The 14,217-nt window shown below is 59.9% G+C and carries 11 protein-coding genes; 7 read left to right on the top strand and 4 right to left on the bottom strand.

Annotated elements, in window-relative coordinates:
- The first annotated feature begins 108 nt into the window (after window positions 1-108).
- Window positions 109-900, top strand: a complete 792-nt coding sequence (locus DM373_RS07860) for a dienelactone hydrolase family protein (protein WP_110993005.1) — start codon at window positions 109-111, stop codon at window positions 898-900.
- 159 nt (window positions 901-1,059) lie between these two features.
- Window positions 1,060-1,761, top strand: coding sequence for a 4'-phosphopantetheinyl transferase family protein (locus DM373_RS07855; RefSeq protein ID WP_110993004.1), 702 nt, complete (start codon window positions 1,060-1,062; stop codon window positions 1,759-1,761).
- On the opposite strand, the gene DM373_RS07850 is transcribed toward DM373_RS07855, so the two are convergent.
- Both DM373_RS07850 and DM373_RS07845 read right to left on the bottom strand, forming a co-directional pair.
- Window positions 1,758-3,362 (bottom strand): ATP-binding protein, encoded by a 1,605-nt coding sequence (locus DM373_RS07850; protein WP_110993003.1) that lies wholly within the window; start codon window positions 3,360-3,362, stop codon window positions 1,758-1,760. The two genes, DM373_RS07855 and DM373_RS07850, sit on opposite strands and share 4 nt — an antisense overlap.
- Entirely contained in the window at window positions 3,359-4,069 is a 711-nt protein-coding gene (locus DM373_RS07845) for a response regulator (protein ID WP_110993002.1), read from the bottom strand. Before DM373_RS07845 ends, DM373_RS07850 begins: the two co-directional genes overlap by 4 nt.
- Before the next feature lie 857 nt (window positions 4,070-4,926).
- Here DM373_RS07845 and DM373_RS07840 point away from each other — a divergent pair.
- The 5 genes from DM373_RS07840 (at window position 4,927) to DM373_RS07820 (ending at window position 12,810) form a co-directional block, all read left to right on the top strand.
- On the top strand, window positions 4,927-7,803 hold the full coding sequence (locus tag DM373_RS07840) for a ribonucleoside-diphosphate reductase subunit alpha (RefSeq protein ID WP_110993001.1): 2,877 nt from the start codon (window positions 4,927-4,929) through the stop codon (window positions 7,801-7,803).
- Between the two features lie 264 nt (window positions 7,804-8,067).
- Window positions 8,068-9,318 carry a ribonucleotide-diphosphate reductase subunit beta gene (locus tag DM373_RS07835; RefSeq protein WP_110993000.1) on the top strand — a complete coding sequence of 417 codons (1,251 nt, stop codon included), beginning with the start codon at window positions 8,068-8,070 and terminating at the stop codon, window positions 9,316-9,318.
- Window positions 9,319-9,897: 579 nt separating this feature from the next.
- The gene (locus tag DM373_RS29620) at window positions 9,898-10,086 is read left to right on the top strand and encodes a LiaF transmembrane domain-containing protein (RefSeq protein WP_110992999.1); all 189 of its coding nucleotides are present in this window, start codon (window positions 9,898-9,900) and stop codon (window positions 10,084-10,086) included.
- A gap of 23 nt (window positions 10,087-10,109) precedes the next feature.
- The gene (locus DM373_RS28690; protein ID WP_157966818.1) at window positions 10,110-11,912 is read left to right on the top strand and encodes a hypothetical protein; all 1,803 of its coding nucleotides are present in this window, start codon (window positions 10,110-10,112) and stop codon (window positions 11,910-11,912) included.
- A 358-nt stretch (window positions 11,913-12,270) separates the two neighbouring features.
- Window positions 12,271-12,810: a BRO-N domain-containing protein gene (locus tag DM373_RS07820; protein WP_110992998.1), complete on the top strand. Its 540-nt coding sequence runs from the start codon at window positions 12,271-12,273 to the stop codon at window positions 12,808-12,810.
- Window positions 12,811-13,536: 726 nt separating this feature from the next.
- Here the strand turns inward: DM373_RS07820 and DM373_RS07815 are convergent.
- Together DM373_RS07815 and DM373_RS29055 are read right to left on the bottom strand one after the other, a co-directional pair.
- The gene (locus DM373_RS07815; protein ID WP_110992997.1) at window positions 13,537-14,007 is read right to left on the bottom strand and encodes a GNAT family N-acetyltransferase; all 471 of its coding nucleotides are present in this window, start codon (window positions 14,005-14,007) and stop codon (window positions 13,537-13,539) included.
- Window positions 14,004-14,217, bottom strand: a 214-nt coding sequence (locus DM373_RS29055) for a hypothetical protein (protein WP_208642783.1), incomplete at its 5' end; no start/stop codon positions are given. The genes DM373_RS29055 and DM373_RS07815, both read right to left, overlap by 4 nt.

Here is a 14,217-nt window from a genome sequence, read left to right as displayed (position 1 = left end):
CTGTTTCGGTCTGGGGACTAGAGTAGGGAGGACGCCCTGAACCACCGCTGAACCCGGCCTGAACCCCGGCTGAACGAAATACCCACCGCAAAAGAAGGAGCTTTGCCCATGCGTTCCCTGCTTGCCCTGGCCCTGCTGTGCAGTACCGCCCTTGCCCAGGCAGCGGTGCAGACCCGCGAGATCCGCTACCAGGATGCCGACGGCACCCCCCTGATCGGTTACTACGCCTATGACGACGCGGTCGAAGGCAAACGCCCCGGTATCGTCGTGGTGCATGAATGGTGGGGCCTGAACGATTACGCCAAGCGCCGCGCCCGGGATTTCGCGGCGCTGGGCTACAACGCCCTGGCCATCGACATGTACGGCGACGGCAAGCACACCGAGCACCCGCAGGATGCCCAGGCGTTCATGGCGGCGGCGATGAAGGACCCGCAGGCGGCCGCCAAACGCTTCGATGCGGGGCTGGAGCTGTTGAAGCTGCAGCCCAACACCCGGCAACACCAGTTGGCCGCCGTGGGCTACTGCTTCGGCGGCAAGGTGGTGCTCGACGCCGCGCGCCGCGGCGAGAAGCTCGATGCCGTGGTGAGTTTCCACGGCGCACTGGCCACCCAGACGCCGGCCAAGCCCGACGTGATCCGGGCCAAGATCCTGGTGGAGCATGGCGAGGCCGACAGCATGGTCACGCCGGAGCAGGTGGCGGCGTTCAAGGCAGAGATGGATGCGGCCAAGGCCGACTATAAATTCGTCGGGATTCCAGGGGCCAAGCATGGGTTTACCAACCCGGATGCCGATCGGTTGAGCCATGGCGAGCATGGCGGGCCGGACATTGGTTATGACAAAGCGGCGGATGAGAGCTCATGGAAGGATATGCAGGCGTTCCTCAAGTCGGCGTTTGATTGAAAACCGCTGGGGCCGCTTTGCGGCCCGTTCGCGGCACAAGGCCGCTCCTACAGGGGCACGCGATCTCCTGTAGGAGCGGCCTTGTGCCGCGAAGGGCTGCGAAGCAGCCCCAGCAATTTCAGCTCCACCGCCCGCCCAACGGCTGGCACAATACCCGCCATGAACAGACTCCCCGCCTGCTGCGCCCCCCTTCAGCACCACTGGCCCCTGCCCCGTCCGGTCCCCGGCGCGGTGCTGGTCAGTTGCGCCTTCGACCCGGCCCAGCTCGCCGCCGATGACTTCCAGCGCGCCGGCATCGCGCAAAGCGCCAGCCTGCAACGCTCGGTGGCCAAGCGCCAGGCCGAGTACCTGGCCGGCCGCGTATGCGCCCGCGAGGCCCTGCAGCGCCTGGATGGCCGCGACTATGTACCCGCCACTCACGAGGACCGCTCGCCGATCTGGCCCGCCGGCATCCACGGTTCGATCACCCACGGCAAGGGCTGGGCCGCCGCTGTGGTGGCGGCCGACAGCGCCTGCCGCGGCCTGGGGCTGGATCAGGAAAGCCTGCTGAGCGAGGAGCGTGCCGAACGCCTGGCCGGCGAGATCCTCACCCCCGCCGAACTGGAACGCCTGGACCGCAGCCAGCAGGCCCTGGCCGTGACCCTGACCTTCTCGCTCAAGGAAAGCCTGTTCAAGACGCTCTACCCGCTGACCCGACAACGCTTCTACTTCGAGCACGCCGAGCTGCTGGCATGGTCCGCCGATGGCCACGCCCGCCTGCGCCTGCTGGCCGACCTGTCGGCACAGTGGCGCCACGGCGTCGAGCTCGATGGCCAGTTCTGCGTGCAGGACGGCCACCTGCTCAGCCTTATCAGCGTTTAATCCCGTGGCTGCTCGCGCGGCCAGCTCAGGCTGAAACACGCCCCGCCCAACTGCTCGCTACGCCCCACCAGGGCGCGGCCGCCGTGCCAGTAGATGATCCGCCGCACGATCGACAGGCCCAGGCCATGCCCGCCCGAGGCGCGGGTGCGGCTGTCGTCCAGGCGGGTGAACGGGGTGAAAATCCGGTCCCATACCCCCTCCGGTATGCCCGGCCCGTCATCCTCCACATCGATACGGCAACGCTGCTGGCCGAGTTGATAGCTCAGGCGCACCTCGGACTCGGCGTGGCGCATGGCATTGCGCACCAGGTTCTGCAAGGCGCGGTGCAAGTAGCGCGGCTCGGCCTCGACCCAGGCAGCGCCGCCGTCCAGCCCATGGCATTCGCCGCGCAGCACGCGCACATCGGCGCGCAGCGGGGCCAACTCGTCGATCACCCGGGCCAGCAGGTCATCCAGGTCCACCGCCTGGAACAGCAAGGCCGGAGCGCCCTGCTCCAGTCGGGCGTAGGTCAGCATCTCGTCGACCAGCTTGTCCAGGTCCTGGATATCGCCGTCCATGCCGGCCAGGTGCTTGGCCCGGGCCTGCTCGGTGCTGGCGCTCTCGATCATCTCCAGGCCGAAGCGCAGGCGCGCCACCGGCGTGCGCAATTCGTGGGACACCGCCCGCACCAGCTCGCGCTGCATGGTCAGCGAACGCTGCAGGTGCTCGGCCATGCCATTGAAGGCTTCGGCCAGGCGCCCGACCGAGTCGGCGTCACCGGCCGGCACGCGGGTATCGAGGCTGCCCTGGGCGATGCGCGTGGCAGCCACTTCCAGGCCCGAGACGCGCCGCTCCAACTGGCGCACCAGCAGGTACACCACCAGGCCGATCAGGCACAGGCCAAGAAAGGCGATCAGAATCAGCAACTGCGGCGGGTACGGGTTGAGCTGGTGCAGCGGGCCGATCTCCAGTACCCAGGGCGAGCCGGGCAAGCCCGAAAACACGCGGATCGAGTCACCGTCCTTGCCCAGCGCCATCACCGTGTCGCCCTCCTCCACCCGGCGCCGCTGGTCGTCATCCAGCGCCGCACGCTCGATGCGTTGCAGGGCGATGTCGAAGCCAAAGCCCTTGCTCTGGCGGATCTGCGCCAGGCGGCTCTGTTGTTCGGTGACCGGGTAACGCACCAGTTCGTCGGCCAGCAGATAAAGGGTGGCACGCGCCAGCTGCTCGCTGACCTGCTTGACCTCGGCCACCAGCAACTGGTCTTCGCGCCCGATCCGGCGCAGCACCCGGGCGGCATGCGGGCCGGTCTTTTCCACCACCACCAGGTCGCGGTACAGCCGTGCGCGCTGGCCGCCATCGAGGGTGAAAGCCGACAGGGGTTGCAGGTCGAGCGGCACCCCCAGCAACCGCTCCCAGATCACCAGCGAACGCTTGCGCTCCACGTCGTTCTGCTGGGCCAGGTTGTCGGCCATCAGGCTGAAGGTGCCTTGGGCCAGGCCTTCGCGGTGCTGGCCAGCACGCACCTCGTTGGCCAGGTGCAGGCTGAGCACGCCGAGCACGGCCACCAGTACCAGCACGGCGAGCATGCCGCCATAGACGCGCAGGAAAATGGAATTCATGGGGCCGGTGCCTGGGCGGCCTCGCCGACGAACAGGTAGCCCTTGCTGCGCAGGGTCTTGATCAGGCGCGGGTTGATCGGGTCATCGCCGATCTTGGGGCGGATCTTGGAGATGCGTACGTCGATGGAGCGGTCCTGGCCGTCGTAACCGACGCCGCGCAATGAGGTGAAGATTTCCTCGCGCGACAGCACCCGCCCGGCGTTGCTGGCCAGCAGCCACAGCAGGTCGAATTCGGCGCCGGTCAGCTCGACCAGCTGGCCGCCCAGGCGCGCCTCGCGCAGGCGCTGGTCGATGTGCAGCGGGCCGAAGGCCAGTGCCTGCTGGCGCTCCGGCGCTTCGCTGCGGCGCAGCAGGGCATGGATGCGCGCCAGCAACAGGCGTGGGCGCACCGGTTTGCATACATAGTCGTCGGCGCCCTGGTCCAGGCCCTGGACCTGGTCGAGCTCGTCACTGCGGGCGGTGAGCATGAGGATGGGGCCGGCGTACTGGCCGCGCACCCGGCGGCAGATGCTCAGGCCGTCTTCGCCGGGGAGCATCAGGTCGAGGATGACCAGGTCGGGCTGGCTGTCGATGATGCGTCGCGCCGCGCGGCCGCCATCGCCTTCTACCGCCACCTCGAAGCCGTTGGCCTGGAGGTACTCGGCGGTGAGCTCGGCGAGGCGCTGGTCGTCCTCGACGATCAGGATGCGGTTGTTCGGCTGATCCATGGCCCTTTACCCTTTGTTGGTCTTGTTCGGGGGCACTGCAGGCTTATGCGGGCCCATCGCGGGGCAAGCCCGCTCCCACGATATTCCCCCATCATGGTGTGAGCATCGTGGGAGCGGGCTTGCCCCGCGATGGGCCCGCACAGGCACCACAACAACTTGATTGTGCTGATGATTCCCTTTCACCAAAGAGCAACATCGCCCCCGGATACTACGTTCCGGGCTCACGCCTGCCAATCACCTCAAACCCCCCTTGGCTGAAGCGATTTCTGTGATAGGGTTCGCGCCCGCAAAAAACTGCCCAAGGGCGGCGAGACGCAGAAAAATCGTGAAAACCTCTTGGGACAAGGCCTACAGCGACTACCCAGGAATCACACACAAAGTACCCACAACTTATCCACAGGCGCTCGCCTTGCAAAGCCCCCCAGACCGCATTATCTTGTATCCCGATCGCAGCGAACCACTAGATGTTGGGGTTCGAGCAAAATCACACACACAAGTCAACAGGCAAATTCAAGCGAATTTCACCTACTGAACTTAACGTGATTCCAGCAGCCAAACCGCTCCTGCGGAGGCGACCGAGGCAAGCCCTTTCAAGGCCTTGTTCGGGCATGGGTGTTGCAGGCCAGGCCTGACACCCATCAGCAACAGATTTTGGGTTCGCCCAAAAACTTTGACTTCGGCCAGGGAGCGGCAGGTTATTGCCCTTTATTCCTGAGTCTGTCCCGAAGTCGGTACGCCCGAGCGGACGGATGCGTGTGCTTCACGCGCATCCCCGCCTGGGCCACCAGGCAAGTGGACGGAACGGTGGGCGCCCAAAAGGCGCCTGAACACTATAGAAACTGTGGAGACACCCACCCATGCAAACCGACACAACTCGCGAGAACCCGCAGGCTCTGGCGCCGCAGGCCGAGTCCAACCAGGACCTGGCTGCCACCGCCCCAGGCCAACTGCGCGTGATCAAGCGTAACGGTACTGTCGTCCCCTACACCGACGACAAGATCACCGTGGCCATCACCAAGGCGTTCCTCGCAGTTGAAGGCGGCACCGCTGCCGCTTCGTCGCGCATCCACGACACCGTCGCGCGCCTGACCGAGCAGGTCACCGCCACGTTCAAGCGGCGCATGCCATCGGGTGGCACCATCCACATCGAAGAAATCCAGGACCAGGTCGAACTGGCCCTGATGCGCGCCGGCGAGCAGAAAGTCGCCCGCGACTACGTGATCTACCGCGACCAGCGCGCCAAAGAGCGCGCCACCCGCGCCAACACCGGCGCCGTGGTCGAGCCGCACCCAAGCATCCGCATCACCCTGGCCGACGGCAGCCTGGCGCCGCTGGACATGGCGCGCCTGAACACCATCATCAGCGAAGCCTGCGAAGGCCTGGCCGAAGTCGATGGCGAGCTGATCCAGCGCGAAACCCTGAAGAACCTCTACGACGGCGTGGCCATCAAGGACGTCAACACCGCCCTGGTGATGACTTCCCGCACCCTGGTAGAGCGTGAGCCGAACTACTCGTTCGTCACCGCCCGCCTGCTGATGGACACCCTGCGCGCCGAAGGCCTGGGCTTCCTGGGCGTGGCCGACAGCGCCACCCACCACGAGATGGCCGACCTGTACGCCAAGGCCCTGCCGGCCTACGTGGCCAAAGGTATCGAGTTCGAACTGCTCAACCCGGCCCTGGCCGACTTCGACCTGGAAAAACTGGGCAAGGCGATCAACCACGAGCGCGACCAGCAGTTCACCTACCTGGGCCTGCAGACCCTGTACGACCGCTACTTCATCCACAAGGATGGCGTGCGCTTCGAGCTGCCGCAGGTGTTCTTCATGCGTGTGGCCATGGGCCTGGCGCTGGAAGAGAAAGACAAGGAAGCCCGCGCGATCGAGTTCTACAACCTGTTGTCGTCGTTCGACTACATGGCCTCGACCCCGACCCTGTTCAACGCCGGTACCCTGCGCCCGCAGCTGTCGAGCTGCTACCTGACCACCGTGCCGGACGACCTGTCGGGCATCTACCACGCGATCCACGACAACGCCATGCTGTCGAAATTCGCCGGTGGCCTGGGCAACGACTGGACCCCGGTGCGCGCCCTGGGCTCGTACATCAAGGGCACCAACGGCAAGTCGCAAGGCGTCGTGCCGTTCCTTAAAGTCGTCAACGACACCGCCGTTGCCGTGAACCAGGGTGGCAAGCGCAAAGGCGCCGTATGTGCCTACCTGGAAACCTGGCACCTGGACATCGAAGAATTCATCGAGCTGCGCAAGAACACCGGTGATGACCGTCGTCGTACCCACGACATGAACACCGCCAACTGGATCCCTGACCTGTTCATGAAGCGCGTCTTCGATGACGGCAAGTGGACCCTGTTCTCGCCAAGCGAAGTACCTGATCTGCACGACCTGACCGGCAAGGCCTTCGAAGAGCGCTACGAGTACTACGAAGCCCTGACCGAGTACAACAAGATCAAGGTGTTCAAGACCATCCAGGCCAAAGACCTGTGGCGCAAGATGCTCTCGATGCTGTTCGAGACCGGCCACCCATGGCTGACCTTCAAGGACCCGTGCAACCTGCGCAGCCCGCAGCAGCACGTGGGCGTGGTCCACAGCTCGAACCTGTGCACCGAGATCACCCTGAACACCAACAAGGACGAGATCGCGGTCTGCAACCTGGGCTCGATCAACCTGCCGAACCACATCGTCGACGGCAAGCTGGACACCGCCAAGCTGCAACGCACCGTGAACACCGCCGTGCGCATGCTCGACAACGTGATCGACATCAACTACTACTCGGTGCCGCAGGCGCGTAACTCGAACCTCAAGCACCGCCCGGTGGGCCTGGGCATCATGGGCTTCCAGGACGCGCTGTACCTGCAGCACATCGCCTACGGTTCCGACGCTGCCGTCGAGTTCGCCGACAAGTCGATGGAAGCGGTCAGCTACTACGCGATCCAGGCTTCCTGCGACCTGGCCGACGAGCGCGGCGCCTACGAGACCTTCCAGGGTTCGCTGTGGTCCAAAGGCATCCTGCCGCTGGATTCGCAACAGATCCTGATCGAGGCCCGTGGCCAGAAGTACATCGACGTCGACCTGACCGAAAGCCTGGACTGGGCACCGGTGCGCGAGCGCGTGCAAAAAGGTATTCGTAACTCGAACATCATGGCCATCGCGCCGACCGCGACCATCGCCAACATCACTGGCGTGTCGCAGTCCATCGAGCCGACCTACCAGAACCTGTACGTGAAATCGAACCTGTCGGGCGAGTTCACCGTGATCAACCCATACCTGGTCCGCGACCTGAAAGCCCGCGACCTGTGGGACTCGGTGATGATCAACGACCTGAAGTACTACGACGGTTCGGTGCAGCAGATCGAGCGCATCCCGCAAGAGCTCAAAGACCTGTACGCCACCGCGTTCGAAGTCGAGACCAAGTGGATCGTCGATGCCGCCTCCCGTCGCCAGAAGTGGATCGACCAGGCCCAGTCGCTGAACCTGTACATCGCCGGTGCCTCGGGCAAGAAGCTGGACGTGACCTACCGCATGGCCTGGTACCGTGGTCTGAAGACCACCTACTACCTCCGTGCCCTGGCCGCGACCAGCACCGAGAAGTCGACCATCAACACCGGCAAACTCAACGCCGTGTCGAGCGGCGGCGACAGCGCCCCGGTCCAGGCCGCGGGCCCTGCCCCGGTACCGAAGGCTTGCGCCATCGACGAGCCGGATTGCGAAGCCTGCCAGTAAGGCTTGGCTGAGGCTTCCCCCGGGAAGCCTCTTTTCCGTGTAGCCACACGGAACCCTGTGGGAGCGGGTTTACCCGCGAAGAGGCCGGCACTGCCGCCCCCTGCCCCACAGCCAAACACAATAGGCCCGGGCGCCAATACCCGGGCCAGCCCCTCAAAGGGCATTCAGATTTGCGTGCACTGCAGTACCCCATCCGGGGCCAAAGCACCGCAACCAAGATCCACCGGCCATACTCAAGATGGCCCTCAAGCAGGAGAACTCACCATGCTGAGCTGGGACGAATTCGATAAAGAAGACGGCGAAGTAGCCGCCAAGGGCAACACCGGCGCACAAGCCGCCGCAGCCGCCACCCTGGACAAGCTCGACAGCGCCGGCGGTGCCGCCGCCCTGGAAGCCCGCGCCGCCACCGCCTCGGACTCCGACGCCGTCAAGCGCGCCAAGGCTGCCCTGGACGCCCTGGACATCGCCGAAGGCCTGGCCGAGCTGGAAGGCTCGTCGGCCCGCGTCGCCGTTGACGAAAAGCGCATGATCAACTGCCGCGCCGACCTCAACCAGCTGGTCCCGTTCAAGTACGACTGGGCCTGGCAGAAGTACCTGGACGGCTGCGCCAACCACTGGATGCCGCAAGAGGTCAACATGACCGCCGACATCGCCCTGTGGAAGAGCATGGACGGCCTGACCGAAGACGAGCGCCGCATCGTGATGCGCAACCTCGGCTTCTTCTCCACCGCCGACTCCCTGGTTGCCAACAACCTGGCCCTGGCCGTGTACCGCCTGATCACCAACCCCGAGTGCCGCCAGTACATCCTGCGCCAGGCCTTCGAAGAGGCGATCCACACCCACGCCTACCAGTACTGCATCGAGTCGCTGGGCATGGACGAAGGCGAGATCTTCAACATGTACCACGAGATCCCGTCGGTCGCTAAGAAAGCCGCCTGGGGCCTGAAGTACACCCGCGCCATCTCGGACCCGGAGTTCAACACCGGCACCGTCGAGACCGACAAAGAGCTGCTGCGCAACCTGATCGCCTACTACTGCGTGCTGGAAGGCATCTTCTTCTACTGCGGCTTCACCCAGATCCTGTCCATGGGCCGCCGCAACAAGATGACCGGCGTTGCCGAGCAGTTCCAGTACATCCTGCGTGACGAGTCCATGCACCTGAACTTCGGCATCGACGTGATCAACCAGATCAAGATCGAGAACCCGCACCTGTGGGATGCGGCGATGAAGGAAGAGGCGACCCAGATGATCCTGCAAGGGACTCAGCTGGAGATCGAATACGCGCGCGACACCATGCCACGCGGCGTGCTGGGGATGAACGCGGCGATGATGGAGGATTACCTCAAGTTCATTGCTAACCGTCGTTTGACCCAGATTGGGTTGAAGGAAGAGTATCCGGGGACTACCAACCCGTTCCCATGGATGAGCGAGATCATGGACTTGAAGAAAGAGAAGAACTTCTTTGAGACTCGCGTGATTGAGTATCAGACTGGTGGGGCGTTGAGCTGGGATTAAGACTAACGGTAGAGTGGGCTGAAAATAGGCTCACTCTGCCGCAATAAGTTGGATCCAAGTATTGACCTTTATATAATGGCCACTTAACATATTAATCTGAAATAAAAAAGCTCAACCCTTTCGGGTTGAGCCTTTGCAATCTTCTGTAAGGGCTAAGTTTCTCAGGCCTACCCTTCAGAAGCCCCCGAGTCACTGATCGGAACAAGGAGGCGTAGGATTCTACACGTAGGTTTAGCAGCCAGCAAGCCTCTGATGTAATTTCATACGCCCCCTCTGATCGGGCTCATATCTAAGCTGGAGAAAATTCCATGGCTAACGGTAAGAAGCCCGGTGAAAACACCGGAAAAAATGGCGGTATCTTTCAAGAGCAAGGTCCTCGGGGAGGACTGAAAGATAACTACGCAACAGTACCCGATAAAACATCGTTGCCTCCTACGTCCAAGTCGGGGAATACATGGGTACAGGTCGAGCGCACTCCTGATAGCAATCGCTAACTGTTTCGTAGCACCCACCACTCAGCACTCACTTGCTAGCGCTTGGCGCTAGCAAGTGAGTAGCCCTGAATCATCCGGAGCTTATATGTCTGAAAATTCTCAAAGTGCTTACCCTAACCTCGTCTGGGGCGCCTTAATTATTATCGTTGGGCTTGCATTACTAGCTGAGCAGTTCGGCTTAATCAGTAAAGACGTAAGATGGTTTATCCCCATAGTCATCGTGGCCTATGGTGCCAACCTAATATATCAGAACAAAAAAAATCACCAGCAGTAGAGCGTTAACCGGGGTATTAAAGCATGCTCATGCTTGACGATTTCGAAATAACAAAATCTGCAAAATTTTTCAAACTCTCAAAAGCAAAAAAACCTACAAAAGCGGACATAGATAAATTTTTTCGAAATGCCTCAGAGAACAAAGAAGGCAACTACCTCCTTAAAACAATTCGAGAAGAAATATCCTCAACTGATGGACGCTCAGCCTTGCTGAGCGCCATTTGCTATAAAGTAATAGACAAGCCATCTTTCTTAACCACTAGAAAGTTACTTGAAACCAAGTACGCCTACCTTATCTTGGTCGAGTTCGGCAACTACATGGCCATACTTAAGAAAAATTCCGGCGATCTTGCCAGCGAACTCAAAGGCCACATAGAGCTCTTTACCAGTTCTGAAATTTCACGCTACAGTAGCAACAGCATTGACGAACACTGCGAAAGGCTCTCGGTCCGAGGGATGGCGATATCGAAATACTCCATCCTTCAAAAATCTTATGAAGCTTTTGATTTAAACGACAGCTTACCGACGACGAACAGTCACCGACAGATACCGAACACTGCAAAATTTCGAAATAAAGACTCAAGCTATTCAATAGCCATAAGTACGAGCCGCATTACCGAACACTCGGAAAGAATCAACCTTGAACAGCTAGCAACCTGGTGCTTCATCTTCAAAGACAAAATAGAAAACAACGACCCCTCGAGTTTTTTACAGCAATTCTCGAATTCAATTAACTTAAAAGACATACCAGCCAACACTCACCCGAATGGCTTGCTACTGACTGCCCATGAGCTTATAGAGAGCTTACACAGCGACTATGAGATAAGCCTTAATAAGCGACCTATTAAAAGCTCGCTTCTTTCCTGGCTGATCCAGTCCCATGCCGAACCTGCGGAAGCCTACGCTCAAATCCACAATACCACTCAACTAAAGGGCAGAATTGATCTAGAAGTCATCAGAAACAAAAATACGTTTACACTGAAATCAAAGTACCTATCCAAAATATCCTTGCGCAACAAATTAACCGGAACAGAAAAAACCTTAACAAGCATACTAAATGACAAGGGACTATTTACTCTCACCTTCAACGATCCGCGGTTTTTTTATTCTCAAAAGCGCATCTATCGCGACAACGAAATAATAAATAATTTTGAGCGCATAACTGAAATCTTTGAGCCTGTAACCAATTTCTCCAAGGCAATAACAGAAAAGGGTGAAAAAGGACTCAGCGGTGTGAGCACAGATTTTCCGACCCATTCACTATTTTACAGAGTTCAAGAGCATTTCAATAAAGGTGTCAGCAAGACTATAATTTGTGACGACTTAGGCAGTAAGGAATGGGCAGATCACTTCATCATTGAAAATAGTGAAAACCCCAAAATAACCTTAGTTCACAGCAAAGCCAGTGACAAGGTTAGCCATGGAGCTAGCTCCATGCAAGAGGTAGTTAGTCAAGCCATAAAAAATATTGGAAAGACAAATTTAGGAGCAAAAGAGCTCAGCGAAAAAAAGAGACTCTGGACAGCACCTTACAGAACCCAAAATGTCCAAACTTCCATCAATCGAATAACTTCGCAAACCAAAGACTTTGAACAACTAACCCGAATAATATCACGAATAACATCATCACCCAAAACCACAAAAACAGTGGCAATCGCAGTTAATTTTATAGAGAAAACAGAAATAACCAAAATCTTTGAGAAAGCAAAACTCAACAAGCTCGCCTCACATGAAACACAACTTATATGGCTCTTATCATCTTTCGTCAGCGCTTGCGTTGAATCTGGAGCCCGTCCATTGATTCTTTGTAGACCTGGCCAGGCCTGATTTTAGGAGTTCTCCTACAAGATCAACGATTGACTATGAACCCATTACGATTACCCTTTAATCGGCGCCTAAGAAACGCCTCACGTAGCGGTCACTCCGCCCCGATAGATGCGGCTTTTTTGTGCATGTGGTCTAATCCTGCGCGCAGAAAACGTGTTACGTCGGGAGCGGACTAATACAAGACCCGCAAGGGGAATACGTCCGGTCCGCTACGTGGGATTTCTTAGCTCCCGACACCCAGCCCTAAGAAAGCTGAAACACGTAGAGGAAAAGGAAATGCCTATCGAGACTTGTGTTCACAGGCTATTCGCACATGTGTTACGCCTGTTCCAATCCGTAAGGATCCAGGAGGCCAGCCATGACTGACCTCCACGACTCCATCCTGTTCAACCGCCACAATCGCCCCCTCCATACCCTCTGGCTCGAATCCCAAGCCTGGTTCTGCGCCCACGAACTCGGCCGGATGACCGGGCGCTTCTTCGACGAACACTGCATCCGCAAACTCGACCCGGACCAGCATCGCACCGTGCAGCTGCTGCGCTACGGCCAGTACAGCGAGACCACCATGGTCAGCGAGTCCGGGGCCTATACCCTGCTGGCCCATCATCACATTCCGGAAAACCGCCACCTGCGACACTGGCTGACCCATGAGGTGGTGGCGGTGCTGCGCGATGGGCAGGACTCGGCGCTGAACGATCTGCCGCGCCTGGGCAGGATGTGTTGGCCGGGTGGGCATACGGCGAGCCTTTTGTATTGGCAGAGTGAGCCTTGGGTACGGATGCGGGATATGCCGGTGGTGATGGCGGCGGAAGTGCCTTTGGCCGTGGCTACAAAGCGCAAGCTGAGCTGGAGGGAATGTGCGCAGCGGGCGTTGCGGTTGCATGGGGTTGGGGATTGAAGAGCCCTGGGGCCGCGCTGCGGCCCTTCGCGGGTAAACCCGCTCCCACACAAGGCGGTAATGGCAGAAGGAGGGCTTGCCCTCGCCACAATGGGCATCGATGTGCCGGACTGGAACATGCCAGTCACGTGGTCGCGGGCAAGACCGTTGATGAGTTTAGAGCGGACCATGAGTGTTGCGACATCGAAGGCAGCGCTTTCAAAGTGTTGGCGTAATGGCCGGCAGGTGTTCGCCGAAGACCTTGCAGCGCCTATCAGATCGAGCGCCGCCCGCGCGGCGCTTCGCGGGTAAACCCGCTCCCACATCTGTTTCGGGCCAGTCTCTCCTGTGCCATCACCTGATCCGCCTTGTTGGCTCGACACAATTTCAGCGTGGGCGTTGCTGCCGCCCCACATGACTCCAGGCATGCACCAGGGCAGGCGCTGGTACTTTCAAAGGAATAATTGGCCCGAAACAAACTGTGGGAGCGGGTTTACCCGCGAAGCGCCGCGCGGGCGGCGCTCGATCTCAAGAACGCTGCAAGACTATCGCCAAGCGCCTTGCGGCCCTCACGCAATAACACTCGAAAGACCATCAACGGCTAGGCCTGAAACAGCTATCGATCATTCGGTGCATTGGGGCGGCTTTGCGGCCCATCGCGGGGCAAGCCCGCTCTACAGGTTTTGCGGCGCAGTTCTGTGGGAGCGGGCTTGCCCCGCGATGGCGCCAGCACCGGCAACGATAGGCTTAGTTAGCAACATCCAACGGCATCCGGTACTCGATCACCCCCGGCTTCTCGGCAATCCAGTCATACAACCGCTGCGCAGTCTGGTTGCTCTCCTGGGTATGCCAGTACAACCGGTCGCACTGCTGCTGCCGGGCCTGGTCCTGGACGAACTCGATCAGCCGCTTGCCGACCGTCCGGCCCCGTGCGCTCGGGCACACGAACAGGTCTTCCAGGTAGCAGAAGTCGTTGCGCCCCCAGGTCGAGCGGTGGAACACGTAGTGGACGAAGCCGAAGAGCTGCTCCCCGTCGGTGGCCACGGCGCAGTGCATGGGCTCGGCCGGGTCGAAGAAGCGGGCCCAGGTGCACTCGGTTATGGCTGGGCCCAGGTCCACTTTGTAGAAGGCCTGGTATTGCGCCCAGTGTTCGCGCCAGGGCTGCAGATCGGCTTGCTTCACTCGGCGAACGAAAACGGGCAGTTGGGTGGTGGTCATGGTTGGAACCCTTTTGGACAAGACAGCGTGAATGAGTGAGGGGCCGGCCTGCCCGTAGCGCTTGCCTTCCTTGGCGGCTGCTTGCGGGCCTGGGTTTTATAGCGGATAAATGGTTGGTTTTTACCTGCCAATTGATTGGTAATGGCCAGACCATTTTGGGGTTCTGGATGGGCGTAAGGCTTGGGATCGCCGGGGCTGCTTTGCAGCCCT

It is taken from the genome of Pseudomonas sichuanensis (assembly GCF_003231305.1).
In the GTDB taxonomy this organism is placed as follows: Bacteria; Pseudomonadota; Gammaproteobacteria; order Pseudomonadales; family Pseudomonadaceae; genus Aquipseudomonas; species Aquipseudomonas sichuanensis.
This window is presented reverse-complemented; position numbering and strand designations above follow the sequence as displayed.